This window comes from Streptomyces incarnatus (assembly GCF_001027185.1).
GTDB lineage: Bacteria > Actinomycetota > Actinomycetes > Streptomycetales > Streptomycetaceae > Streptomyces > Streptomyces puniciscabiei.
Genome location: NZ_CP011497.1, coordinates 7,971,574 through 7,995,389, shown reverse-complemented (window position 1 = coordinate 7,995,389; position 23,816 = coordinate 7,971,574). Strand labels below are relative to the sequence as shown.

Annotated in this window: 27 protein-coding genes; 13 read left to right on the top strand and 14 right to left on the bottom strand. The window is 73.3% G+C overall.

Annotation, left to right across the window (positions count from 1 at the left end; all coding sequences use genetic code 11):
- Positions 1 to 164 precede the first annotated feature (164 nt).
- Both ABB07_RS36490 and ABB07_RS36485 read right to left on the bottom strand, forming a co-directional pair.
- Positions 165 to 1,739 carry a hypothetical protein gene (locus ABB07_RS36490; RefSeq protein ID WP_208902715.1) on the bottom strand — a complete coding sequence of 525 codons (1,575 nt, stop codon included), beginning with the start codon at positions 1,737 to 1,739 and terminating at the stop codon, positions 165 to 167.
- A gap of 647 nt (positions 1,740 to 2,386) precedes the next feature.
- Positions 2,387 to 2,737, bottom strand: coding sequence for a DoxX family protein (locus ABB07_RS36485; protein WP_208902714.1), 351 nt, complete (start codon positions 2,735 to 2,737; stop codon positions 2,387 to 2,389).
- A 61-nt stretch (positions 2,738 to 2,798) separates the two neighbouring features.
- Here ABB07_RS36485 and ABB07_RS36480 point away from each other — a divergent pair, with 61 nt between their 5' ends.
- The 9 genes from ABB07_RS36480 (at position 2,799) to hypA (ending at position 10,414) form a co-directional block, all read left to right on the top strand.
- Entirely contained in the window at positions 2,799 to 3,695 is an 897-nt protein-coding gene (locus tag ABB07_RS36480) for a LysR family transcriptional regulator (protein ID WP_208902713.1), read from the top strand.
- A 170-nt stretch (positions 3,696 to 3,865) separates the two neighbouring features.
- Positions 3,866 to 5,425: a hypothetical protein gene (locus tag ABB07_RS36475; protein ID WP_244189641.1), complete on the top strand. Its 1,560-nt coding sequence runs from the start codon at positions 3,866 to 3,868 to the stop codon at positions 5,423 to 5,425.
- Between the two features lie 93 nt (positions 5,426 to 5,518).
- A complete protein-coding gene (locus ABB07_RS36470) occupies positions 5,519 to 6,607 on the top strand; it encodes an NADH-quinone oxidoreductase subunit B family protein (protein WP_208902712.1) in 1,089 nt (362 codons plus the stop codon).
- 63 nt (positions 6,608 to 6,670) lie between these two features.
- Positions 6,671 to 8,464 carry a nickel-dependent hydrogenase large subunit gene (locus ABB07_RS36465; RefSeq protein ID WP_208902711.1) on the top strand — a complete coding sequence of 598 codons (1,794 nt, stop codon included), beginning with the start codon at positions 6,671 to 6,673 and terminating at the stop codon, positions 8,462 to 8,464.
- On the top strand, positions 8,457 to 9,017 hold the full coding sequence (locus ABB07_RS36460) for a NifU family protein (protein WP_208902710.1): 561 nt from the start codon (positions 8,457 to 8,459) through the stop codon (positions 9,015 to 9,017). Before ABB07_RS36465 ends, ABB07_RS36460 begins: the two co-directional genes overlap by 8 nt.
- Positions 9,014 to 9,610, top strand: coding sequence for a DUF5947 family protein (locus tag ABB07_RS36455; RefSeq protein ID WP_208902709.1), 597 nt, complete (start codon positions 9,014 to 9,016; stop codon positions 9,608 to 9,610). The genes ABB07_RS36460 and ABB07_RS36455 overlap by 4 nt, the downstream gene beginning before the upstream one ends.
- Positions 9,611 to 9,631: 21 nt before the next feature.
- The gene (locus tag ABB07_RS36450; RefSeq protein WP_055704988.1) at positions 9,632 to 9,838 is read left to right on the top strand and encodes a hypothetical protein; all 207 of its coding nucleotides are present in this window, start codon (positions 9,632 to 9,634) and stop codon (positions 9,836 to 9,838) included.
- Positions 9,835 to 10,050 (top strand): hypothetical protein, encoded by a 216-nt coding sequence (locus ABB07_RS36445; RefSeq protein ID WP_244189640.1) that lies wholly within the window; start codon positions 9,835 to 9,837, stop codon positions 10,048 to 10,050. The genes ABB07_RS36450 and ABB07_RS36445 overlap by 4 nt, the downstream gene beginning before the upstream one ends.
- A gap of 7 nt (positions 10,051 to 10,057) precedes the next feature.
- Positions 10,058 to 10,414 (top strand): hydrogenase maturation nickel metallochaperone HypA, encoded by a 357-nt coding sequence (gene hypA, locus ABB07_RS36440; protein ID WP_208902708.1) that lies wholly within the window; start codon positions 10,058 to 10,060, stop codon positions 10,412 to 10,414.
- Positions 10,415 to 10,437: 23 nt separating this feature from the next.
- Here hypA and hypE read toward each other — a convergent pair whose 3' ends face one another.
- The 10 genes from hypE to ABB07_RS36390 all read right to left on the bottom strand — a co-directional run bounded on the left by hypE (position 10,438) and on the right by ABB07_RS36390 (position 19,875).
- Positions 10,438 to 11,511, bottom strand: coding sequence for a hydrogenase expression/formation protein HypE (gene hypE / locus ABB07_RS36435; RefSeq protein WP_279617411.1), 1,074 nt, complete (start codon positions 11,509 to 11,511; stop codon positions 10,438 to 10,440).
- Positions 11,504 to 12,616: a hydrogenase formation protein HypD gene (hypD, locus tag ABB07_RS36430; protein ID WP_208902707.1), complete on the bottom strand. Its 1,113-nt coding sequence runs from the start codon at positions 12,614 to 12,616 to the stop codon at positions 11,504 to 11,506. The genes hypE and hypD overlap by 8 nt, the downstream gene beginning before the upstream one ends.
- Positions 12,613 to 12,903 (bottom strand): HypC/HybG/HupF family hydrogenase formation chaperone, encoded by a 291-nt coding sequence (locus ABB07_RS36425; RefSeq protein ID WP_208902706.1) that lies wholly within the window; start codon positions 12,901 to 12,903, stop codon positions 12,613 to 12,615. The genes hypD and ABB07_RS36425 overlap by 4 nt, the downstream gene beginning before the upstream one ends.
- A 3-nt stretch (positions 12,904 to 12,906) precedes the next feature.
- Positions 12,907 to 15,324 (bottom strand): carbamoyltransferase HypF, encoded by a 2,418-nt coding sequence (gene hypF, locus ABB07_RS36420; protein ID WP_208902705.1) that lies wholly within the window; start codon positions 15,322 to 15,324, stop codon positions 12,907 to 12,909.
- Positions 15,321 to 16,043, bottom strand: a complete 723-nt coding sequence (hypB, locus tag ABB07_RS36415; RefSeq protein ID WP_208902704.1) for a hydrogenase nickel incorporation protein HypB — start codon at positions 16,041 to 16,043, stop codon at positions 15,321 to 15,323. The genes hypF and hypB overlap by 4 nt, the downstream gene beginning before the upstream one ends.
- Before the next feature lie 72 nt (positions 16,044 to 16,115).
- Complete coding sequence (locus ABB07_RS36410) at positions 16,116 to 16,682, bottom strand: hydrogenase maturation protease (RefSeq protein WP_208902703.1); 567 nt, start codon at positions 16,680 to 16,682, stop codon at positions 16,116 to 16,118.
- Positions 16,679 to 18,385, bottom strand: coding sequence for a hydrogenase maturation protein (locus tag ABB07_RS36405; RefSeq protein WP_208902702.1), 1,707 nt, complete (start codon positions 18,383 to 18,385; stop codon positions 16,679 to 16,681). Before ABB07_RS36405 ends, ABB07_RS36410 begins: the two co-directional genes overlap by 4 nt.
- Positions 18,386 to 18,451: 66 nt before the next feature.
- The gene (locus ABB07_RS36400) at positions 18,452 to 18,820 is read right to left on the bottom strand and encodes a hypothetical protein (protein WP_208902701.1); all 369 of its coding nucleotides are present in this window, start codon (positions 18,818 to 18,820) and stop codon (positions 18,452 to 18,454) included.
- A 55-nt stretch (positions 18,821 to 18,875) separates the two neighbouring features.
- Positions 18,876 to 19,226 carry a phage holin family protein gene (locus ABB07_RS36395; protein ID WP_208902700.1) on the bottom strand — a complete coding sequence of 117 codons (351 nt, stop codon included), beginning with the start codon at positions 19,224 to 19,226 and terminating at the stop codon, positions 18,876 to 18,878.
- A 118-nt stretch (positions 19,227 to 19,344) separates the two neighbouring features.
- Positions 19,345 to 19,875 carry a hypothetical protein gene (locus ABB07_RS36390; RefSeq protein ID WP_208902699.1) on the bottom strand — a complete coding sequence of 177 codons (531 nt, stop codon included), beginning with the start codon at positions 19,873 to 19,875 and terminating at the stop codon, positions 19,345 to 19,347.
- A gap of 206 nt (positions 19,876 to 20,081) precedes the next feature.
- On the opposite strand from ABB07_RS36390, the gene ABB07_RS36385 reads away from it, so the two are divergent.
- A complete protein-coding gene (locus tag ABB07_RS36385; RefSeq protein ID WP_208902698.1) occupies positions 20,082 to 20,573 on the top strand; it encodes a DUF1360 domain-containing protein in 492 nt (163 codons plus the stop codon).
- Between the two features lie 33 nt (positions 20,574 to 20,606).
- On the opposite strand, the gene ABB07_RS36380 is transcribed toward ABB07_RS36385, so the two are convergent.
- Complete coding sequence (locus ABB07_RS36380; RefSeq protein ID WP_208902697.1) at positions 20,607 to 21,344, bottom strand: MgtC/SapB family protein; 738 nt, start codon at positions 21,342 to 21,344, stop codon at positions 20,607 to 20,609.
- A gap of 242 nt (positions 21,345 to 21,586) precedes the next feature.
- Between ABB07_RS36380 and ABB07_RS36375 the strand changes: the two genes are divergently transcribed.
- Entirely contained in the window at positions 21,587 to 22,030 is a 444-nt protein-coding gene (locus ABB07_RS36375; protein ID WP_208902696.1) for a DUF2267 domain-containing protein, read from the top strand.
- Between the two features lie 202 nt (positions 22,031 to 22,232).
- Positions 22,233 to 22,601: an ANTAR domain-containing protein gene (locus tag ABB07_RS36370; protein ID WP_208902695.1), complete on the top strand. Its 369-nt coding sequence runs from the start codon at positions 22,233 to 22,235 to the stop codon at positions 22,599 to 22,601.
- Between the two features lie 53 nt (positions 22,602 to 22,654).
- On the opposite strand, the gene ABB07_RS36365 is transcribed toward ABB07_RS36370, so the two are convergent.
- Positions 22,655 to 22,801 (bottom strand): hypothetical protein, encoded by a 147-nt coding sequence (locus ABB07_RS36365; RefSeq protein ID WP_208902694.1) that lies wholly within the window; start codon positions 22,799 to 22,801, stop codon positions 22,655 to 22,657.
- Between the two features lie 270 nt (positions 22,802 to 23,071).
- Here ABB07_RS36365 and ABB07_RS36360 point away from each other — a divergent pair, with 270 nt between their 5' ends.
- Positions 23,072 to 23,758, top strand: a complete 687-nt coding sequence (locus ABB07_RS36360; RefSeq protein WP_208903772.1) for a nitroreductase — start codon at positions 23,072 to 23,074, stop codon at positions 23,756 to 23,758.
- Positions 23,759 to 23,816: the final 58 nt, after the last annotated feature.

The window sequence follows — 23,816 nt, the reverse complement described above, 5'->3', positions numbered from 1 at the left end:
CACTGGCCACCGGCGGCACAGAGTCGCCGTCAACTCATCGCCCCTCGGCGCCAGTTCGGCGGCAGCACCGTTGACGAGCCGCCTCCGGGCGCGGGGGGGCGCCGGCCGGGCGGGAGTGGTGCTCCGCGGGCAGGAGCACTGACCGGCGCGACCCCGGCCGCCCGTCAGATACCGGACCCGAACGACTGGGTCGTGTAGGCGCACTCCGTGTAGATGTAGCCGGGCCGCAGCTGGGCCGTGTCGGAGGCCGGGGTCGCGGTGCCGCCGGTGCCGTTCGGCTTGTGCACGAAGTAGGTGGTGCCCGCCGGGAGGCTGATGGTGCGCTGCGGGTAGTCCTTGCCGCCGCTGCACGGCTTGAAACCGGTCATCAGGGTGTCGGCGAACGTGTACGCCTTGCAGCCACTGCAGCCCCTGAGGGTGAAACTGCCCGTCACCGGGCCGGTGTAGAGCACGGTGATGTCGTGCGGGCTGTCGTTCTTCACCGTGACGGAGATGCTGCCGCCGGAGGCGGTGGTGGGCAGCTTCTTGCCGGCCTTCGGGAGGGTCTGGGCGACCTCGGCGGCTATGGCGATCTTCTGGGCGCGGGCCCGGTTCCTGTCGTTCTTGTTGCCGGAGACGAACTGCTCCATGGTCTTCTGGGCGGCGTCGAAGTCGCCCTGCTTGTACTGGTCGACTCCACAGGCGTACTCCCCCGCGTCGCCGCTCCTCCCGGCGCGGTCGGCGGACTTGTTCAGCGTGCCGTCCGTGTCACCCGAGGACTTGGCCAGTCCGCCGATCCGGGTGTCCAGGTCGCGCAACTGCGCCACCGCCGTGCAGGGTTCGCTTCCGCCGACGGCCTTCTCCGCACGCTGCACGGCCGCGTCGACGGCGGACGGCACCTTGGTGGCCGCCGCTGACCGCGGGAAGGTGTTCAGCAGGTCGCCGAAGCGCGTGTCCCAGTCCGTCCCGCCGGCCGTGAGGCGCTGGGATCCGCACTCGTACAGGGAGGTCGCGAGCCGGTCGTCGGGCCAGCCGGCCAGCGATCCGAGCTGGTCCTTCGGCATGGTGCCGGGCACCGTGCGCAGGTACTTGAGCGGCTCGATGGCGTCGCAGTACCGCTGATGGCCGTACGGAGCGCCGACGGTCGTGTAGTAGGTCCGCAGGCTGTCGGGGAGCCGTCGGGCCGCGCGGGAGGCGGAGTGGTGCTCCGCGAGGTCGCGGTAGACCTCCAGCGCCGAGCGGTAGTCCGGCTCGGCCGAGGTGAACGACCGACGGCCGCTCGTCGCCACCAGCTGGTCGGCCTTGTCGAGGCGGCCGAGGAGCGCCTGTTCCACGGCCTCGTCGTGGGCGTTCCGGTACCAGACCGTGCCACCGGCCGGCACGGCGAGGAGCAGCACGCCCAGCAGCAGGGCGAGCGGGACCCTGGGCGGCCAGGCGAGCCGGGTGCGCAGCCCGGCGATCCCGCCATGGAGGACGGCGAGCAGCAGGAGTACGGCGTAGCAGACGACCGCGGCGGCCGGGATGCCGTCGGCGTCGGCGGGCAGCGCCACGAGCAGCAGTACGGCGGTCGCCGTCCAGCACGCGGCCATGAGCACCCAGCGCCGCAGCAGCGCGTATCCGAGGCCGAGACCGCTCAGGTTCAGCAGGGCGACGGCGGCGGCACGCCAGGCGTCGGGGGGCGCGGGTGGCGGGCTCGACGGCATGGGCGGCAGCGGTGGCCCCGCGTACCCCTGGCTCGGACCGTACGGACTCCCGGACATGCTCGCTCCCCCCGTCACCAGCGCCCCCATGGCTGCGGACCCGCAGTTTACGGGTCCGGGGAGCGGCCCGGCAGAGGCTCGAACAGGGCGAAATTCATTGAGACTTGAACAGCCCACGTATAAGGCACACCACGAGGCATCTCTACAAATTCCTTATTTGCCTCACGCCCCATTTGTCCGATTATCCTGGGCGGCCGTGCCCGACCAACGAAATGCGACGAAATCCGACGCGATCCGACGGACCGGAGGGAAAGGGGACGGACGAGGCATGCACAGTTCACCGCTGTCCGCGCTCGGGGCGCGGATCGGACGGGCCGGCGGCGCCGAGGCCGCGCGCGCCACCGTCGCGGCGGGTCTGACCTGGCAGATCTGCGCGCGGCTGCTGCACATCTCCGCCCCCTACGCGGGCGCCGTCGCCGCCGTCCTCATCGTGGAGACGACGGTCGTGGCCACGGTCTCCGCCGCCACCCGCTACGCCGCCGGAGGTGACCGCCCTCCGCCGCGACCTCCTGCACCACGTCCACGGCGACCTCGGCGACGACGCCGCCCTGGTCGCCCTGGAACGGCTGCCGTGACATCGCCGCCGGGGAACGGTTGCCGTGACATCGCCGCCCGGGAACGGTTCCCGTGACACGGCCGCCCGCCGGTCACCGGGTGGCCGTCAGTGCGAGTGTTCCCGCCGCCAGGGCGAGGAACAGGCCCGGGAAGCCGATGGTGTGGAACACCCGCGCCCGGACATGGGCGATCACCGCCCCGGCGTAGAACAGCACCAGGCCGACGGCGGCCGCGATGCCCAGCGGGCGCACACCGAGCAGCCCGAGGAGCAGCCCGGCCGCTCCGGCCGCCTTCAGCAGGGCCAGGGTGGGGATCCAGGCGGACGGCACGCCGACCTCTGCCGAGTTGGCGAGCACGAACGGCGCCTTCGCGAGGTCGGCCGCCGCGATGCCCACGTTGGCGAGGACGGCCACGCAGATGACGGTCACAGAGACGATGTCCATGGCTCCACCCTCACCGGCAGGCCGCCATGACGTCCAATACCAGCATCTATAACCTGAAGGAATGGATGTCGACACGCGTCTGCTGCGTTCCTTCCTCGCCGTCGCCGAGGACGGCAGCCTCACCCGTGCCGCCGAGCGCGTGTTCGTGTCCCAGCCGGCCCTGACCAAGCAGATCCGGCAGTTGGAGAACACGCTCGGCGTACGGCTCTTCGAGCGCTCGCGCGCCGGCATGGCGCTCACCGAGGCGGGCCGGGAACTCGCACGCCGGGTCCCGGTGGTGCTCGCCTCCTGGGACGACGCGCTGCGCGCCGCGGAGGCGGCCGGCCGGCAGGCCGCGCGGGTCCTGCGCGTGGGGTTCCTGGCGAGCGCGGCCAACGAATCGACACCGGAGATCGTCGCCGAGTTCGCCCGGCGGCGGCCCGGCTGGCGCGTTGAACTGCGGCAGGCGGCCTGGTCGAACCCGAGCGCGGGACTGGCCGCCGGCGAGGTGGACGCGGCACTGCTGCGCCTGCCCTTCCCGGGCCAGGACGCCCTGCGGGTGGAGGTGCTGTTCAGCGAGGCGCGGTGGGTGGCGCTGCCGAGCGGGCATCCGCTCGCGGAACGTGCCGAGATCGCCTTCCGCGAGCTGTGGGACGAGCCGTTCGTCGCCGCGCCGGAGGAGACCGGCGCCTGGCGCGACCACTGGCTGGCCGCCGACGAGCGCGAGGGCCGGCCGGTCCGCGTCGGCGCGGTCACCGAGCACCCCGACGACTGGCTGAGCGCCATCGCCAACGGGTACGGCATCGCCCTCGCCCCCGAGTCCGCCGCGCGGTTCTACTCCCGCCCCGGCGTGGTGTACCGGCCGGTCACGGGAGTGAGCCCGACGCGGGTGGGCGTGGCCTGGGCACCGGCCGACGACCGCACCGATGCCGTACAGGACTTCGTCCGCTGCTGCCTGGACCTCGCGCGACGGGGGTGACGGTCGACACCGGGGCCGGTGCCGGACATGTCGTGTGCCCCTGAGGCCCTCTCGGACGCGTGTCGTCCCCCGCCCGGCGCAATCGGGGTGCGCCGGAGGAGCGAGGGGCCGTGACCGGTGTGACCGTGGTGGAAGGAGTGCGCGCAGGAGCCCTGCGATGAGGAGGCGGCATGCCCGAAGGAACCGGCGAGGGCGCAGCGGTGCGCGCGGCCGTGCTGGACGGCCGCGGTGCCGAGGTGCCGTACGGCCGGGCCGCCGACGCCTTCGCACAGGTCGGTGCGGTCGCGGACGCCGTGCTCTACGAGGGATACCTGCTCTACCCGTACCGCCGGTCCTCGCCGAAGAACCGGGTCCGCTGGCAGTTCGGCGTGCTGCTGCCGCGCGACTGGGTGGAGCGGGACGGGCCGGTCACACCGGGGCTCTCCGGCTCCGCGGACTCCTGGTACCAGCAGACCGAGTGCCTGCTGCGCACACCGCGCGCCGACGCGGTCGTACGGGTGCGGGTGCGCTGTCTGCAGATGCAGGACAAGCAGGTCGAGGCGGCCGGCCCGGACGGACGGTACCGTCCGGTCGAGTCGTTGCGGACGCCCGACGGCACGACGCATCTGTCGTTCGCGGAGGCGGTGCCCCGGGAGACCGACCTGGTGCTGCCGCTGCGGGAACTGCTGGACGGCGGGCGTACCGCCCGGGTGGGTGCGGACGCCGGCACGGAGGCCGAGGCTCTGCCGGACGGGACCGGGCGGACGGTACGGCGGCGCGGGGAGGTGCGGGCCGTGACGACCGTCGTGGCCGAACCGCTCGCGCCGGAGCTGTTCCGGTTGCGGGTGCGCACCGAGAACACCGGCGTGACGGCCGACCCGGGGGCCCCGCGCACCGAGGCCCTGCGGCACGCGCTGCTCGCCACACACACCCTCGTCGGCGGGGACGGCCTGGAGTTCGCCTCGCTGATCGATCCGCCCGCCGGTCTGGCGCAGCACGCGCGGGGCTGCCGGAACGCGTTCACGTTCCCGGTGCTCGCCGGCCCGCCCCAGCAGGGCACGACGGGTGCCGTCATGCTGTCCGCTCCGATCATCCTGCCGGACTGGCCCCAGGTGGCGCCGGAGAGCCCGGGCGATCTGCACGACGCGGCGGAGATCGACGAGATCCTCACCCTGCGCACGATGCTGCTGACCGACGAGGAGAAGACGGAGGCCCGGGCCACCGATCCACGGGCGGCGCAGATCCTCGACCGGGTCGAGAACATGCCCCCGGAGGTCTTCGCCCGGCTGCACGGCGCCATCCGGTCCCTGACTTCGGCTCAGACCCCGTCCGGCGCCGGGCGGCCCGCCTGGTGGCAGGAGGGCGGCGACGACGGACTGTCCCCGGCGACCGAACCGGTGCTGGTGGACGGCGTACCCGTGAGTGGCGGCAGCCGGGTCCGGCTGCGTCCGCGCGTCCGGGGCTCCGACGCCCAGGACATGTTCCTCCAGGGACGGACCGCGCAGGTCGCCGCCGTCCGCCACGACGTGGACGGCAGCGTGCACCTGGCGGTCACGGTCGACGACGATCCTGCCGCCGAACTGCACGGCTGGTACGGCCGTTTCCACTACTTCCGGCCCGACGAGGTGGAACCGCTCGGCCACGCGGACGTGTCCGATCCGGGCCCGGTGCGATCGGCCCGGCCGCAGTTCCCGCGGCCCCCGCGTCCGGCCGAACGGCCGGAGGAGGGACGGTGCGATGGATGCCCCTGAGGCACGCCCTGGCCGCCCCCAGGCCCGGACCGCCGTGGTCCCGGCCGTCCCCTACGACCGACCCCGAGACCGGCAGCGACGGAGGCCGCAGCGATGACCACACAGAGCGGTACCACCGATGTCCGCGGCGAGCCCAGCAGGGCCGAGGCGCGGAAGGGATTCGACGAGATCACCATCCTCTGGATCTCGGAGGGCATGAGCTGCGACGGCGACACGGTGTCGCTGACCGCCGCCGGCCAGCCGTCCATCGAGGACGTCGTACTGGGCCTCATCCCGGGCCTGCCGAAGGTCAACCTCGTCAACAAGGTGCTCTCACCGAGCCTGGGCGGCGAGGACTTCCTCGCTCCGTACCGTGCCGCGGCGCGGGGCGAGCTGGAGCCGTTCATCCTCGTCATCGAGGGTTCGATCCCGAACCAGAACATCATTCAGGGCGACGGCTACTGGACGTCGTTCGGCAACGACCCCGACACCGGCGAGCCGCAGACCCTGAACTGGTGGATCGACCAGCTCGCGCCCAGGGCCTGGGCGGTGGTGGCCGCAGGGACCTGTGCCACGTTCGGCGGCATCCACGCCATGGCCGGCAACCCGACCGGCTGCATGGGCCTCGCGGACTACCTGGGCTGGGAGTTCAAGGCCCGGTCGGGACTCCCGGTCGTCAATGTCCCCGGCTGTCCCATCCAGCCGGAGAACTTCATGGAGACCCTCGTCTGGGTCCTCCAGCACGCCGCCGGCGCCGCTCCCCCGCCGCCGCTGGACCACATGCTGCGCCCGCAGTGGCTGTTCGGGAAGACCGTGCACGAGGGCTGCGACCGGGCCGCGTACTACGAGCAGGCCGACTTCGCGAGGGACTACAACTCCCCCAAGTGCCAGGTGAAAGTGGGCTGCTGGGGGCCGGTCGTCAACTGCAACGTGCCCAAGCGCGGCTGGATGGCCGGCATCGGCGGCTGCCCCAACGTCGGCGGGATCTGCATCGGCTGCACGATGCCCAGCTTCCCCGACGCGTTCATGCCGTTCATGGACGAACCCCCGGGCGGCACGCTGTCGACCATGCTCGTCAAGCCGTACGGAGCCGTCGTCCGCCGACTGCGCGGCCTGACCAACGACGTGGTGAACCACGAGCCCAAGTGGCGCCACAACAAACGCAAGCTGACCAGCGGTTACGACCCGCACTGGCGTGCCTGACGCCGTCCGTGCCCGTCCCGCCACCGTTCCGCCCGACCCCAACAGCGAGGGGCAGTACCGCAGATGACCACCACCGAGTCCCGGCCCACGGAGCGCAAACCCGCCCAGATCGTCGACATGTCCTGGGATCCGATCACCCGGATCATCGGCAACCTGGGCATCTACACGAAGATCGACTTCGCCAACCAGGAGGTCGTCGAGTGCCACAGCACCTCGTCACTCTTCCGCGGCTATTCGGTGTTCATGAAGGGCAAGGACCCGCGTGACGCCGGTTTCATCACCTCGCGCATCTGCGGGATCTGCGGCGACAACCACACCACCTGCTCCAACTACGCCCAGCAGATGGCCTACGGCGTCAAACCGCCGAAGCTGGCCGAGCACATCACCAACCTCGGCGAGGCGGCGGAGTACATCTTCGACCACACGATCTTCCAGGACAACCTGGTCTTCGTGGACTTCTGCGAGGCCATGGTCAAGGCCACCAACCCCGGTGTCCTGGCCCGCGCCGAGCGCACCGACGCACCCCGCGGGGACGTCCACGGCTACCGGACCATCGCCGACATCATGAAGGCCTTCAACCCCTTCGAGGGCGAGGTCTACAAGGAGGCGCTGAAGGTCAGCCGGATCACCCGGGAGATGTTCTGCCTGATGGAGGGGCGGCATGTGCACCCCTCCACGATGTACCCGGGCGGCGTCGGCACGATGCCGCAGCCGAACACCTTCACCGACTACCTCAGCCGCCTGATGCGCGTCATCGACTTCATCAAGAAGGCGGTGGCGATGAACGACGACGTCTTCGACTTCTTCTACGAGGCCCTGCCCGGCTACGAGGAGGTCGGCAGGCGCCGGATCCTGCTGGGCTGCTGGGGCGCCTTCCAGAACCCCGACGTCGTCGACTACCGCTACGCGACGATGAACGAGTGGGGCCGGGCGATGTACGTCACCCCCGGCGTCATCGTGGACGGCAAGCTGGTCACCAACAACCTGATCGACATCAACCTCGGGCTGCGCATCATGCTGGGCAGTTCCTTCTACGAGGACTGGGTGAACGAGGACCCGTTCGTCACCCACGACCCGCTGGGCAACCCCGTCGACATGCGCCACCCGTGGAACCAGACCACGGTGCCGGTGCCGCAGAAGCGGGACTTCGACGGCAACTACAGCTGGGTGATGAGCCCGCGCTGGTACCAGCCCGAGACCGGTGAGCACCTCGCGCTCGACACCGGAGGCGGCCCGCTGGCCCGGCTGTGGTCCACCGCGCTGAGCGGCCTGGTGGACACGCCGTACGTCAAGACGACCGGCGGCGGCATCCGCATCACCCTGCCCAAGGGCGAGAAGCTGCCGGAGACCACCCTTGAGTGGCGCATCCCCCAATGGAGCAACACCCTGGAACGGGACCGCGCCCGCCCGTACTTCATCGCCTACGCCGCCGCCATGGCCCTGCAGTTCCTGGAGGAGGCCATGGGCATGCTCAGGAACGGCGACACCAAGGTGTACGAGAACTTCGAGGTGCCGGACGAGTCGATCGGCTGCGGCTTCCACGAGGCGGTGCGCGGGGTCCTCTCCCATCACCTGGTGATCCGGGACAAGAAGATCGCCAATTACCACCCGTACCCACCGACACCGTGGAACGCCAGCCCCCGCGACATCTACGGCACGCCCGGCCCGTACGAGGACGCCGTCCAGGGCCAGCCGATCTTCGAGGAGAACGGCCCCGACGACTTCAAGGGCGTCGACATCATGCGCACCGTGCGCAGCTTCGACCCCTGTCTGCCGTGCGGTGTCCACATGTACATGGGCAAGGGCAGGACCCTGACCACCGTGCACTCGCCCACGTACGGGGCGAACCATGGCTGACACCGCCGTACGGCTGCCCGACCCGGCGGTGGAAGCGCGGCTCGCCCGTCTCGACGAGGTGCTGGCAGGGCTGGAACCGGCACCCGGCCCGGCGCTCGAGGCGGTGCGGCTGCTGACCGAGGTCTACGGCGAGGCGCTCGCCCGCGTGCTGGACGGCGCGGACGAGCGGCTGCGCGAGCGGCTCGCCGACGACGAGCTGCTCGGGCACCTCCTGGTCCTGCACGACATCCACCCCGAGCCCGCTGAGCGCAGGGCCGCCCGCGCGGTGGAGAAGCTGCGGCCGGCGGTGCGCGAGCGCGGCGGTGACCTGGCGTGGGCCGGTGTCGACGGGCAGGTGGCGCGGGTGCGGCTGGCCTCCGGCGGCGGGTGCGGATCCGGGTGCGGCGGCGGCTCGGCGGAGATCGTCGAAGCGGTCCGGGACGCGGTGCTGGCCGTCGCTCCGGAGCTGACTTCGGTGGAGACGGTGCCGGACGCCGCCGAGCGGAAGCCGGCGCCCGCGTTCGTACCGCTGAGCACGATCAGGCGCCGGACCGTGCCCGAGGAAGTGCGGTGAGGGTGGACGGCGCCCTCGCCCGGGTCATCCGCTCCGCGGCCGACCGTGCGGCGACGGCCGAGGCCGAGCTCTGCGAGCTGTGCGCCGCCCGCCTGGCCGTCGGCCATCCGCACCTGTACGACACGGGCGCCGCAGAGGTGCGGTGCGTGTGCGGACCCTGCTCGGTGCTGTTCGCCGACGACGGGGCGGGCGAGGGCCGCTACCGGCTCGTGCCCCGGCGCCGGCTGCGGCTGCCGCCGGTCGACACGGCGGTGCTGGGCGTCCCGGTGGGTCTGGTGTTCTTCGTGCCGCGCTCCGACGGCTCGGTCACCGCGCAGGGGCCGAGCCCGGCCGGGGCCATGCGGTGGGAGGTGGACGCGGCGGCCTGGCGGCGGCTGGCCGCCACGGTTCCGCAGCTCGCCACCGTGGCACCCGATGTGGAGGCGCTGTTGGTGAACACCGTGCGGGGCCTCGACGAGCACTGGATCGTGCCGGTCGACGACTGCTACCGGATGATCGCCCTGGTCCGCCACGAGTGGCGGGGCCTGTCCGGTGGCGGCCGGGTCTGGCCGGCCGTAGAACAGTTCTTCAGGGAGCTGACCGAGCGGTCCTGAGGACCCGGAAGGAGAACCGACATGGGCAGCATCCGAGTGGGCCGCCCCCAGGCGAAGCCCGACACCCCGAGCCACGTGCCCGGACTGCACCAGGGCAACAAAGGCCCGTACAAGCACCAGACCGGACACCACAAGGACGGCAGCTCCGACGCGCGCCGCTCCACCGGTATCCACTGGAAGCGGCATGACGCCCTGGTGAAGGACATGCCGAACATCTCGCCGGGATGAGACAGCAGGAAGAGATCGCCATGGAGGCTGGTATGCGAAGAAGGACCACCGTACGGGCCGGGGTGTCCGGACGTCAGCTGCTCGTCGCGCAGGGGGCCATGATCGGCGGCCTGGCCCTGACCCTGTTCGTCAAGGAACTCCCGGGGATCGTACGTGAGTTGCGCATCTACCGGATGACGGGTGGCCTGCGGGCCCGCCGCCGGTACCCCTGAGCCGGCCGTGCACGAGCTGTCGATCGCGACCGCGATCGTGGAGCAGGCCGGCGAGCTCGCCCGGGCGGACGGCGCGGACGCCGTCTCGGCGGTGACCGTCCGCGTGGGCGAGCTGGCGGGCGTCGTGCCCGACGCGCTGCACTTCGCCTTCGAGGTGGCCCGGGAGGGTACGGCGCTGGCCGCGGCCGAGCTGGTCGTCGAGCCGGTCACGGCGCACGCCTACTGCGCGCCGTGCGCCGAGGAGTTCGCGGTGGGCATGCCGCCGTTCTTCTGGTGCCCGCGCTGCGACCGGCCCTCGCAGGAGCTGCGCAGCGGGCGGGAGCTGGAGATCACCCAGGTCGAGACGGTCCCGGCCCCGCGCTGACGGCGGGGCCGGGCCGGGTCCGCTCAGCAGATGCGGGGCAGCTGCTCCCCCAGCGGCAGGTCCACCACCCGGGTGCCGCCCAGACCGGTGGCGACGACCACCATGCCCGGGTGCTCCGCCACGCACTCGCCGATCAGAGCCGCGCCGGTGCCCTGCGGGTGTGCCCGCATCGCCGCCAGGACGGCCTCCGCGTGGGCCGGGGGCACGAAGGCGACCAGCCGGCCCTCGTTGGCGACGTACAGGGGGTCCAGCCCGAGGAACCCGCAGGCGTTCACGACCTCGTCCGGGACCGGGACGGCCCGCTCCCGCAGCCGCACTCCGGTGCCGGAGGCGCGGGCGATCTCGTTCAGGGACGCGCCCAGGCCGCCCCGGGTCGGGTCGCGCAGGACGTGGATGTCCCGCGTGACCGCCAGCATGGCCGCGACGAGGTCCGCCAGGGGCGCGGTGTCGGAGGCGATCTCCACACCGAACTCCAGGCCCTCGCGGACGCTCATGATGGCCACGCCGTGCAGCCCGATGGGTCCGCTGACGAGCACGGCGTCACCCGGCCGGGCGCGCTGGGGGCGGATGTCGACGCCGTCGGGGACGAGGCCGACGCCGGCGGTGGTGACGTAGACGCCGTCACCGTGCCCGGACTCGACCACCTTGGTGTCGCCGGTGGCGACGGTGACGCCCGCGGCCTCGGCCGCCGTACCGATGGCCCGCGCGACCCGGCCGACGACGTCCAGGGCCACGCCCTCCTCCAGCACGAAGGCGGTGGACAGGTAGGCGGGCCGGGCGCCGCTCATCGCCAGGTCGTTCACCGTGCCGTTGACGGCGAGGTCGCCGAGGCTGCCGCCGGGGAAGAACAGCGGCCGTACGACGTAGGAGTCGGTGGAGAAGGCCAGCCGGGCGCCGCCCAGGTCGAGGACGGCCGAGTCGGTGAGGGCGGCCAGGGTGGGGTTGCCGTAGGCGGGGGCGAAGACCTGCTCGATCAGCTCGGCGGACAGGGCGCCGCCTCCGCCGTGGCCCATGACGACGACCGGCTGGTCGCGCAGGGGTGCGGGGCAGGTCCAGTTCGCGGGGTCGACCGCGGCTTCGGTGGTCAGGTCAGCCAACGGGGTTCATCTCCGGGGTGTTCATCCGGCGGTACAGGTAGTAGGCCGCGCAGGCGCCCTCGCTGGAGACCATGGTGGCGCCCAGCGGGGTGCGCGGGGTGCAGGCCGTGCCGAAGGCCTCGCACTCGGTCGGCTTGATCAGCCCCTGCAGCACCTCCCCGGCGCGGCACACGGCGGGCTCCTCGGTGCGGATGCCGGTGACGTCGAAGCGGTGTTCGGCGTCGAAGGCACGGTAGGCGTCGGACAGCCGCCAGCCGCTGGCCGGGATGCGTCCGATGCCGCGCCAGTTGCGGTCGGTGACCTCGAAGACCTCCTCCAGCATGCGCAGGGCCGCCGGGTTGCCCTGCTCGCGCACGGCACGCGGATAGGCGTTCTCCACCCGGTGCTCGCCGCGCTCCAGCTGGTGGACGGCGCGGCGGATGCCCTCGAGGATGTCCAGCGGCTCGAAGCCGGTCACGACGATCGGCACCCGGTGCCGGTCCGCCAGTCCGGGGTACTCGGCGGTGCCCATGACGCTGCACACGTGTCCGGCGGCGAGGAAGCCCTGCACCCGGCATTCCGGTGCCGTCATGATGGCCTCGATCGCGGGCGGGACCCGGACGTGGGAGACCAGCAGGCTGAAGTTGCCGATGCCCAGGCGGCGGGCCTGGTGGACGGCCATGGCGTTGGCCGGTGCGGTCGTCTCGAAGCCGATCGCGAAGAACACGACCTGGCGGTCCGGGTTCCGGCGGGCGAGGTCGAGGGCGTCCAGCGGGGAGTACACCACGCGCACGTCGCCGCCCTCGCCCTTGACCCGGAACAGGTCGCGGTCGGTGCCGGGCACGCGCAGCATGTCGCCGAAGGAACAGAAGATCACCTCGGGCCGGGCGGCGATCTCCAGCGCCTTGTCGATGACGTCGAGCGGCGTGACGCACACCGGGCAGCCGGGGCCGTGGATCAACTCGACCTCCTCCGGCAGGAGTTGGTCGATGCCGTGGCGGATGATGGAATGGGTCTGACCGCCGCAGACCTCCATCAGCGCCCACGGCCGGGTGGCCGTGGCGCGGATCTCGTCCAGCAGCCGGCCCGCCAGCTCCGGGTCGTTGAACTCGTCGATGTACTTCACCGGGCCTCACTCCCGCTCTCCTGCCGGGCCGCCTGCTCCCAGGCGTCCCCGAACTCCTCCTCCAGCAGCCCCAGTTGCTCGAACAGCTCCAGGGACGCCCGGGCCGACTCCTCGTCCAGGCGCTGCAGGGCGAAGCCGACGTGGACGATGACGTACTCCCCCACCCGGACGTCGGGCAGGTACTCCAGGCACGCCTGTTTGCGCACTCCGCCGAAGTCGATCAGTCCGGTCAGGGGATCGGCGCCGCGGTCGATGGACACGACCTTTCCGGGCACTGCCAGACACATGGGTCACTCCGTCCCGTGATGGGTTGCTGTCCCGTGGTGGGTTGCTGTCCCGTGGTGGGTTGCTGTCCCGTGGTGGGTTGCTGTCCCGTGGTGGGTTGCTGTTCCCGCGACCATGAGCTGACCCAGCGCCAGCCCTCCGTCGTTCGGGGGTACTTCGCCGTGCCGGAGCACCGTGAAGCCGTCTCCGGCCAGCAGCGCGGTGCACTCCTCCTCCAGCAGGCCGTTGGCGAAGACGCCCCCGGTGAGCGCGACCGTGGCCAGACCGGTTGCGGCGCGGGCGCGGTGGCAGCACTCCGCGACGGCCCGTGCGACACCCCGGTGGAAGCGGGCCGCGAGGACCGGTGCGGGGGTGCCGCGACGCCGGTCCGCCAGGAGTGCGCGCAGCATCGGCGCCGGGTCGATCTCCCGCTGCCGGGTGAGACCGAAGGGGTACGCCACCACGTCCGCGTCCCTCGCCTCGGTCGCCGCCGCCTCCAGCTCCATCGCGGCCTGCGCCTCGTACCCCGCGCGGTGGCACACACCGGCCAGCGAGGACACCGCGTCGAACAACCGGCCCATGCTGGACGTCGGCACGCAGGCCACCTGCCGGTCCAACTGCTGCCGCAGTACGGCGAGTTCGGCCTCGGTGCACGCCCGCAGGCTCGGCAGGTCCGGGTCCCATTCGAGCCCGGCCGCCCACAGGCGGGCCAGCGCCAGCCGGCAGGGGTTGGCCACGCCGGCGTCCCCGCCGGGCAGCGGGGCGGGGCTGAGGTGGGCGAAGCGCCGGTAGCCGCGGTAGTCGGCGAGCAGGATCTCGCCGCCCCACACGGTGCCGTCGTCGCCGTATCCGGTGCCGTCGAACGCGACTCCGATCACCGGCGTGGTGCCGTCCAGCCCGTGTTCGGCCATCGCGGAGGCGATGTGGGCGTGGTGGTGCTGGACCAGCCGCGGGGAGCCGTCGGGCAGCCCGGAGGCCCGGTGGCGGGCCCGGCGGGTCGAGTGGTAGCCGGGGTGCCGGTCGGCGGCGACCAGGGCCGGGCTGACGCCGGTCAGCCGGGTCAGGTGCCGCTCGGCGCGCTCGGCCGCCTCCAGCGTGGCCAGCTCGCCCATGTCGCCGATGTGCGGCCCGAACCACGCGTGGTCGCCCTCGCCCAGGCACAGGACGTTCTTCAGGTCGCCGCCGGCCGCGAGCACGGGCGGTACGGGCACCGGGAGCCGCAGCGCGCGGGGGACGTAGCCGCGCGACCGTCTCAGGACCAGTTCGGTGCCGTCCGGGCGGACCCGCAGCAGGGAGTCGTCGCAGGGCGAGGCGATGGGCCGGTCGTGCGCGAGCCAGGCGTCGGCCAGTCCGGCGAGCCGGTCCAGGGCCTCGGCGTCGTCGGTGACGATGGGTTCGCCGGAGCGGTTGCCGCTGGTCATCACCAGCGCCCGGGGACCGGGCGGGTCGCCGGGCAGGCCGAACAGCAGCGTGTGCACCGGGGTGTAGGGCAGCATCACGCCCACGTGCGGGCTGCCCGGGCAGACCTGCCCGGCCAGGCGGAGGCCGTCCGGTGCGGCGCGCCTGCGGAGCAGGACGATGGGGCGCCGGGCGCTGGTCAGCGCGGCCCGCTCGGCGGCGGAGAGGTCCGCGATCCGCTCGGCGGTGGCGACGTCGGCGCACATCACCGCGAAGGCCTTGCCGCCGCGTTCCTTGCGGTCGCGCAGGGCGGCCACGGCCCGCTCGTCGGTGGCGTCGCAGGCGAGGTGGTAGCCGCCGACCCCCTTGACGGCGACGATCCGCCCGGCGGCCAGCAGCGCCCGTGCCGTGGCCAGGGCGCCTGCGTCCCGGGCGGGGCGGAGGCCGCCGAGGGCCGGGACCAGGGTGAGCCGTGGCCCGCAGTCGGGGCAGGCGACCGGCTGGGCGTGGAAGCGCCGGTCGGCGGGATCGCCGTACTCGCGGGCGCAGGAGGGGCACATCGGGAAGCCGGCCATGGTGGTGGCCGCCCGGTCGTAGGGCATCCGGGTGGCGATGGTGAAGCGGGGGCCGCAGTGGGTGCAGGTGATGAACGGGTGCCGGTGCCGGCGGTCGGCCGGATCGGCGAGTTCGCGCAGGCAGTCGGCGCAGGTCGCGGTGTCGGGCGGCAGCTGGGTGCGGCCGGCTGCCTGTTCGGTGGAGCGGATGGTGAAGGGGCCTCTGTCGCCGGTGGCGGGCAGGTCCTCGCCGGCGATGCCGGTCACGGTGGCGAGGGGCGGCGGCTGTTCGGCCAGCACGGCGCAGAAGCGGTCGACCCCGTCCGCGGGGCCCTCGACCTCGACGATCACGCCGTCGCCGGTGTTGCCGACGAATCCGGCGAGGCCGAGCCCGGCGGCCAGGCGGTGCACGTACGGCCGGAAGCCGACTCCCTGCACGGTGCCGCGCACCGTGAGGCGGCGCCGGACCAGGCCGGTCGCGGGGGCCGTCATACGGCGGGGGCGGGCGCGGGGTGGTGGTGGCCGTGCGGGTGCGGCGCGAGCGGTGGCCGGTGGAGCGTGCCGTCCCGGGCGGCCAGGGCGCGGTCCAGGAGGGTGCCGACGCCGTCCCCGGTGCGGGCGCAGGACCGTACGATCTCCACGCCCGGGTTGACCCGGTGCACGTGGGCCCGGAAGGCGCTCTCGTCGAAGCCGGCCGGTTCGGCGAGGTCCGTCTTGGTGATCACGACCAGATGGGCGGAGCCGAACGCGGTCGGGTACTTCAGCGGCTTGTCCTCGCCCTCGGTGACCGCCATCAGCACGATCCGCATGCTCTCGCCGAGGTCGTAGGCGGCCGGGCAGACGAGGTTGCCGACGTTCTCCACGAACAGCACCGAGGTGTCCGCAGGCAGCCAGCCGTCCAGCCGGGCGCGGACCTGACGGGCCTCCAGGTGGCACAGCCCGTCGGTGAGCACCTGCTGGACGGGGGCGCCGGACCGGGCCAGCCGTACGGCGTCGTTCTCGGTGGCCAGGTCGGCGGTCAGCGCGGCCACCGGCACCTCCCGCTCCACCGCGCGGGCCAGGACCCGGGCGAGGAGTTCGGTCTTGCCACTGCCGGGGCTGGACAGCAGATTGACGACGCTCACGCCCTGCCGGGCGAGATCGGCGCGCAGTTCCGCTGCCAGGCCGTCGTTCTTCGCCAGGACGGCCTGTTTGACGTCGGACCGGCACATGGGCGCTGCTCCTCGGATGCGGCGTGGAGCCCGGGGCACGTCCCTGCGCCCCGGGCTTCACCGATCTTCCGCTCAGCCGCCCGCCGCGCCGGGCAGCGCAGCCGGGCGCGGGGGCCCGGATTCCACCGGGCGGCCCAACGGGGGCGCGGGTGCGCGGGGGTCGGCGAGCAGGGCCGGGATCAGCGTGTGCAGCGCGTCCACGGCCCGGCCGACGGCGTCCCGGACCGTGCTGCTGATTCCCGGCTGGAGATCCTCGTCACCGCCGGGCAGCAGTTCGGGTTCGCAGGCCAGGACGAGCACCCGGGGCAGGGGCTCCTCGCCGAGGTGCGCGGCCAGCGCGAGGACCTTCACCGGGTCCATGCCGTGGGCCTCGGGTACGACACCGCCGTCGGGCGGTTCGGCCTCGATCAGGGAGAGGGTCCCGGGGGGCCGGCCGCGTCGCGCCGCGTCCACCAGGACGGCGGTGTCGTACCCGTCGAGCAGGGCGTAGGCGAGGTCCATGCCGCGGATGCCGTAGTCGTGGACCCGCACCTCGGGCGGCAGCGGGCGCGGGCCGAGGGCGCGGATCACCTCGGGGCCGAAGGCGTCGTCGGCGAGGAAGATGTTGCCGACTCCGGCCACCAGCAGGCGCGGCGTCACCGGACGTCTCCGGCGGGCGGGGCGAGGGGCCGGGGGGAGCCGGAGGGTGTCTTGCGGACGAAGGCGGAGCGCAGGGTGTGATAGGGGGCCGCGGGGTCGAAGAAGATGGCGTGCATGCGGGCCAGTTCGGCCTCGCGGTAGGCGGCGAGGGGGCGTTCGAGCTCGTCCTCGGCGCGGGCTGCCTTGGCGGCGATCCGGGCGTCCAGGAAGGGCGAGGCGGCGAGTTCGGCCGCGAGCTGCTCGACCTCGGCCGGGAAGTCGCCGGGCGCGGCCGGCACGAGCCGGTCCACGAGCCGCATCCGCTCGGCGGACGCGGCGCTCACGGGCAGGGCTTCGGTGGTGAGGCGCCGGGCGTGGTCCGCTCCGACGCGGCGCGGCAGGGTGCAGGTCCAGAACTCCGAGCCGTACAGGCCCATGCGCCGGTAGTGCGGGTTGAGGACGACGCCGGTGCGGCACCACACCTCGTCGGCGGCGAGGGCGAGCATGGCGCCGCCGGCCGCCGCGTTGCCGGCGAGGGCGGCCACGACCAGCCGGTCGGTGGTGCGCAGTACGGCCTCGACCAGGTCGTCCATGGCGTTCAGGTTGATCCACGACTCCTGGGCCGGGTCGGGGGCCGCCTCGATGACGTTCAGGTGGATGCCGTTGGAGAAGAAGTCGCGGGGCCCGCCGACCACGAGGACCCGGGTGGGCCGGGTGAGGGCGTGCTGGTAGGCGGCGAGCAGCCGCCGGCACTGGTCGGTGCTCATCGCGCCGCCCGGGAAGGAGAAGCCCAGGAAGCCGATGTCGCCGCGCTGCCGGTAGCGGATGTCGGTCCAGGTCCGCCGGCCGGACGGCAGCTCCAACGGGACGTCTGCTTCCGGGAGTTCGAAGGAGGGCTCCCAGGCGGCCAGCACGGAGGCGGCGGGGCGGCGGAAGGGCGCGGGGTCGCCGGAGTTCCTGCGGGGGCGCAGTTCCGGGATCCAGACGGCGCCGTCGCGGGTGGCCCGGCAGACGGCGCCCGCGCGCTGCGCGAGGAGGGCGCCGGGGCGGCCGCGCAGCCGGTCCTCGGGGTGCCCGCCGTGCAGGAACACCTCCCGGCCGAGGAGCTCGTCCAGGACACCCGGCTGCGAGTCGGCGCCGCGGAGTCTGCGCAGCACCGTTGCGGTGTCGTCCCGCTCCCAGTCGATGCGCCGCCGCTGCTGCCGGAAGGCGTCACGCCAGACCACGCCGACCGAGTCGTCGGTCTGCGGCCGGGGTTTGTAGGCGCCTTCGGCGTAGCGCCGTACGGCGGTGAGGACGGCGGTGACGGCGGCGTCGGAGGCCTCGTTGCGGTACAGGTCGCTCTTGCCGACGGTCGGTACGGGGAACGGCTCCGCCGCCCAGATCGGGCCCGCGTCCATCGCCGCCTCGGCCTGCAGGACGGTCACGCCCCATTCCCGCGCGCCCTCGGCGATGGCCCAGTCGAGCGAGGACGGGCCGCGGTCACCGGGCGGACCCGGATGGACGATCAGGCACGTGTGGTCCCGCCACACGTCCTCCGGGATGGCGGACTTCAGCATCGGCGCGATCACCAGATCCGGCCGCAGTTCGCGCAGGGCGGCCCGGACGGGGTCTTCGCCGTGCGAGGCGAGTACGACGTCCACCTGGTGCCCGAGATCCGACAGTTCGGCGTACACGCGCTGCGTGAGGCTGTTGAACGCGCTGGCGAGGAGCAAAATGTCCATGACATCGCATGGTCGACCCTGAGCGGCGCGCCGTGAAGAACCGCCGCGCCGTTTTGTCCGCCTCCGTCAGGTCTCTTCCTCCATCCGGATCGCATTGCGCAGTTCCTCGAAGGCCTGGCTCCGTTCGTCGGCGTGGGCCTCCAGCAGGGCACCCGCGATCGCGTCCAGCTTGCGCTGGATCGCGTGCTCGGCCCTCATCTCGGCGTTCTTCAGCAGGGCGAGCAGCAGCAGGGTGACCGCGGTCATCGACTCGCCCGCCAGCAGGAGCAGTTCGAGCCGCAGGTGCGCGACGTGCGCGGCGACGAAGAAGCCGACGAGGAGCAGGCAGAAGAGGAAGAACACCGGGGAACTGGTGAAGTTGGAGGCGTACTCCGCGAACTGCTCGAACCGGCCGCGGCCCGCCCCGCCGCGGTGCACGGGATTCTTGAAGGTCATGGCCAAGCCTTCGTTCACGCCGGGCGGCACCGGCCCACCGGCTGCCGCCGGCCCGTCATACGGCGGCCCGGGCCGCGGCGCGTGTCCGGCCCCGGGCCGCCATCGTGAGGCCCAGGGCCCCGGCACCGTAAGCGCCGCTCCGTACGGCCGAGGCCGTGGACTCCGGGAGGACCGGGCCGAGGGAGCGCAGCAGCGTCGTGTGCGCGGCCGCGAGGGCGAGGACACCGCAGGTGCCGGCCCCGGCGAGCAGCAACCCGCCCGCGCCGAGCCGCTTCAGCGCGGTCATGATCTCGTCCCGGACGGCGCCGATCTCCTTGCGGGCCAGTTCGCCGGTGTCCTGGGCCGGCCGGGCCGCCGCGTCCCCGGCCCCGCCGGCCGCCGGTGTCTCGTCGCCTTGCGCGCGCATCGCCTTCTCCTGCCTGCCGTCGCTCGGGATCGTCCGCCGTCGGCGCACGACCACGGATCAGCTCCGCAGTACCCCGGCGAGGGCGTACGACACCGGGCCGGTCCGGCGGGTCGCGCGCTCAGGCCGCGAGCGTACGGCCCGGTCCGAGCCGGTCCAGGAGCTGGTCGAGGTGGAGCTCGGCGACGGAGGCGAGGAGGTCGGGGTGGCGCAGCAGGGCGGCGGCACCCCGGTCGGCGTCGTCCGGGGCGAGCAGGCGCCGGAACTCGGCCATCGGCCCGGGGCCGTGCTCGCCCTCGGCGACCGCGGCCACGGCCAGGCCGGCCAGCTCGGGATCGGTGAGCAGTCCGGCCGCCCAGCTGGCCACGACCTCGTCCACCCAGGTCCGCCAGGCCCAGTCGTCGTCCGCGACGTCCTCGCCGGCGCGCTCGGCGCCCGTGATCCAGTCCAGCCGGGCGGCGCCGCCGGGGCCGGCCATCGTGACCAGCGCCGCGTCGATCTCGGTCGGGTAGCGCAGCCACGCGGCGACGGTCACCGCCTGCCGGGCCTGCGCCTCGCACAGCGCGGAGGCCAGCGCGCCGCCGCTCGGCGGGTAGGCGACCGTCAGCCAGCGCGTCGTCGCCGCGATGAGGGGGGACAGATCAGTGAGCACAGCCGGGCCGTCCGGGATACGAGGGGAACAGGGGCTCGACGCAACGGTAGCCCGGCACCGGGGGCGCCCGGGAGAGAGTGCGAACCAGGTCATATGTGGCATCGCCCACGTCGGCACGCCTCGCCGCCCGGCCGCCGCGCCGTGTCACTCCTTCCCGCCGGGGAACTCGTTGCGGGCCACGGCAGGACACGCACCGGAGGTCAGGCATGACGACGGGCTCGGGGCAGTACGACGACCAGGGCGACGTCCCTCTCGCCGGGTATGCCGCCCTCGCCTCCGTCTTCGCAGGGGGCGCCGGGGGGTACGCGGTGCTGGCCCGGCGCCGGGGTGTCCAGCTGCCGCAAGAGGTGCCGCCGTGGGACGTCGTACTGCTGGGCACGGCGGCGTACAAGGCGTCCAGGCTGCTGACCCGCGACCGGATCACGAGCTTCCTTCGGGCGCCGTTCACCCGCCGTGCGGACGAGGGCGAGGCCGGCGAGGTCATCGACGAACCCCGGGGCGACGGACTCCGGCGTGCCGTCGGCGACCTGCTGTCCTGCCCGTTCTGCACCTCCGCCTGGACCGCCGGCGCCTTGGTCTGCTCCTACGCGGCCGCACCCCGGCTCACCCGCCTGGTCTGCGGGGGCCTCGCCGCGCTGACGGTCGCGGACTGGCTGCAGTACGCCTGGACGTGGACCCAGCAGACGGCCGAGAGCTGAGCGGACGGCCGTACCGCCGCTGCGCCGTCCGCGCTATTCGTCGTCCGCGGCGGCGCTCACCTCCACGTCGAGCACGCCCGCGTCCTGGAACAGTTCCGACGCCAGCCCCGTCGGATCCGCGGCGCCCTCCAGTTCCAGCAGCACGCGGGCCGCGTCGTCCGTGCGGCCGGGCAGCCGTTCGACCCTGACCTGCACGATCCGGAAGCCGCGCCGGGTACAGGTCTCCATCAGCCGGGGCAGCAGTGCCGACCCCGTGCGGTAGGTCAGGCGTGCCTCGAACGCGGCGGCGGCGGTGCCGCGGATCAGCCGGGAGGTGAAGCGCGGATAGCCGCGTACGACCAGGAAGTGCAGGGCGGTCACGGCCAGCGCGAGGACGGGCAGCCCCCCGCCGCAGGCCATGCCGACCGCGCAGGTCAGCCAGATGGTGGCGGCCGTGGTCAGACCCCGGACGGCGTCTCTGCGTACGAAGATCAGGCCGCCGCCGATGAAGCCGATGCCGGAGACGATCTGTGCCGCGACGCGGGAGGGGTCGAAGGAGACGTTCTCCAGCCCGAGCACCGCGGTGAACCCGTGCTGGGACACCTCCATCATCAGCGCGCTGGCGACACCGACCAGCGTGTGCGTGCGCAGTCCCGCGCTCTTCTGCTGCGCCGCCCGCTCCCAGCCGATCAGGCTGGACAGCAGCAGCGCCAGCGCCAGCTCGGCCAGCTGCCGTGGCCCCTGGCCGTTGTGGACGTCCCACAACGGCGCCGCCAGCCCCGTTCCCGCCATGCGCACCTCGCCTTCGGCTCCGCCGGTGTCCGGCGTCGTTCCACGGTCCGCCGCCACGCCTACCCCGCGACGGGACCGCGACGCCCCTGGCCGGTACCCGCGGCGGCGACCGGGGTACTCGGCCGGGGCCGCGGAAGGCCCGGCCGACCCCGGTGACAGCGCCGCAGGCCGGGCCCGGCCGCTGCCCGGCCCCGACGGGGGGCAGCGCACCTTCAGGACCTCGCGCGGAAGGAACCGGCCTCATGCGGCACGACGAGATGATCGGAAAGGTGCAGGCGCTGGCCCAACTGCCGGACCGGGGTTCGGCCGAACGAGCCGCGCACGCCGTCGTGAGCACGCTGTCGGAGCGGCTGCCGTCCGGGCTCGCCCGGCATGTGGCCGCGCAGTTGCCACCGGACATGGCGGCGGCTATGCGGGAGGCGGCCGACGCCTCGGCCGGGGCCGACTCCGGCGTGTCGGCCGAGCGGTTCGGACTGACCGTCTTCGCCGGGCGCATCGCCGACCGGGCGGGCACCGACGAGGACATGGCCCTGCGGGAGGCCGCCGCCGTGATGGAGGTGCTCGACGCCGCGCTGGCCCCGGAGCTCACCGAGCGGATGGCCGACGCCCTGCCCGCGGACATCCGTGACCTGCTGCCGGTGGGCCGGGCGACGGAGCGCACCGGCCGTACCGCCCGGGGACACTGACCGGTCACCGGACGGCCCCCGGACGGACCGTGATCCGGCGCGCGAGCGGAGGGACCGACCCCGGGCCGGCGCACGGATGTTCACGCCCTGCGGCACGGCCCGCACGGCGCGACGGTGCCCTCCGTCGCTGGTTCAATTGGTGTGCAAGCGCCCATCGAGGGCAGGCGTGGTAGTGACGCCCCCCACCCCGCAAAGGTGCTCCATGGCATTCTTCGCCCTCTCCCGGCAGCAGCCGCTGGTCCTGCTCTCCTCGACCGAGCTCGCCGCGGAGTACGACCGGCTGGTGACCGAGAACGAGCAGTTGCGGCAGGCCGTGTCCTCGCACGCGGTGATCGACCAGGCCATCGGGGCCGTGGTCGTCCTCGGTCAGATCGCCCCGGAGGAGGCCTGGCGGGCGTTGCGGGACGTCTCCCAGCGCACCAACACCAAGCTGCGGACGGTCGCCGAGCACATCCTGGACTACGCCCAGGGCGGCACCCTCCCCGAACCGGAGCGGGTCGAACTCGGCAAGGCGATCATCCGCTACCGGCGGTGGGCCGATCCGGGCAAGGACACGACGACGGACCGGTGAGGCCAGGCTGGGAGCCTGCCGGCGGAGCCCAGTGGGAGCCTGTCGGCGGCGGCTCAGCGCCGGCCCGGCCGCATACGACGATGCCGGTGCGGCTTGGTGTGGCGGGCCGTCGGATGCAGGATCCACCGGTCCTCGACCTGGTCCAGGCCGAAGAGCAGGACGGCGAGGACGGGGAGCAGCAGTACGGCGATAGTGATCACTGGAGATCCCCTCTGCCGACGACACACCCCGGGTGCCCCGCCCCGGCCGGACGACCCGCGGCGGTTGTGAAGGTCCTGTGAGCTCCTTCTGACGACACCCCGGGGGCCCAGTGGCTATTCGTCTGCCTGGTGAGGCGTGTTGCCGACCGCGGGCCCGTTGCGGCTGGTCGCGCAGTTCCCCGCGCCCCTTGTGGGACGGCTCGGGTCACATCCGTCGGCCGGCTTTCGTCAGTGCGGCGGAAGCGCGGAGCGGGTCTGGAGGTCATGCGGGTGGATGTGTACGAGGCGGTGGCGAGCCGGCGGGCGGTGCGGGCCTTCACGGAGGAGCCGGTCCCGCGTGCGGTGCTGGAGCGGGTGCTGGCCGCCGCCGCGCGCTCACCGTCGGGCGGCAACCTCCAGCCGTGGCAGGTCTGCGTGCTCACCGGTGCCCCGCTGGCCGAGCTGAAGAAGCGCACCGGAGAGCGTGCCGCGGCCGGTGATCCCGGGGACGAGCGGCAGTACCGGATGTATCCACCCGAGCCGAGGTCCCCGTACCGGGAGCGGCGGTCCGCGGCGGCCGCCCAGCGTTTCGGGGCACTCGGGATTCGGCGCGAAGACGCGGAGGCCCGCCGGGCGGCCGTCGCCGCGAACTGGCGCTGTTTCGGAGCCCCGTGTCTGCTGCTGTGCTACATCGACCGCGCCATGGGCGCGGCGCAGTGGGCGGACCTCGGAATGTACCTGCAGACGGTGATGCTGCTGCTGCGTGCCGAGGGGCTGCACAGCTGTGCGCAGATGGCGTGGTCGGTGTACCACCGGTCGGTCGCGGAGGTGGTCTCGCCTCCGGAGGAACTGATCCTTTTCGCGGGTGTGTCGATCGGCTTCGCGGATCCGTCCGCGCCGTTCGCCCGCATCGACCGGGCACCGCTCGCGGAGACCGTCACGTTCCTCGGTGACGCAGCGGGCGCAGGGGACGCATAGGGCGACGGCGCTCCGGCGGTGAAACGTGCCCGCCTGCAGGAAACCGCGCACGGACGCG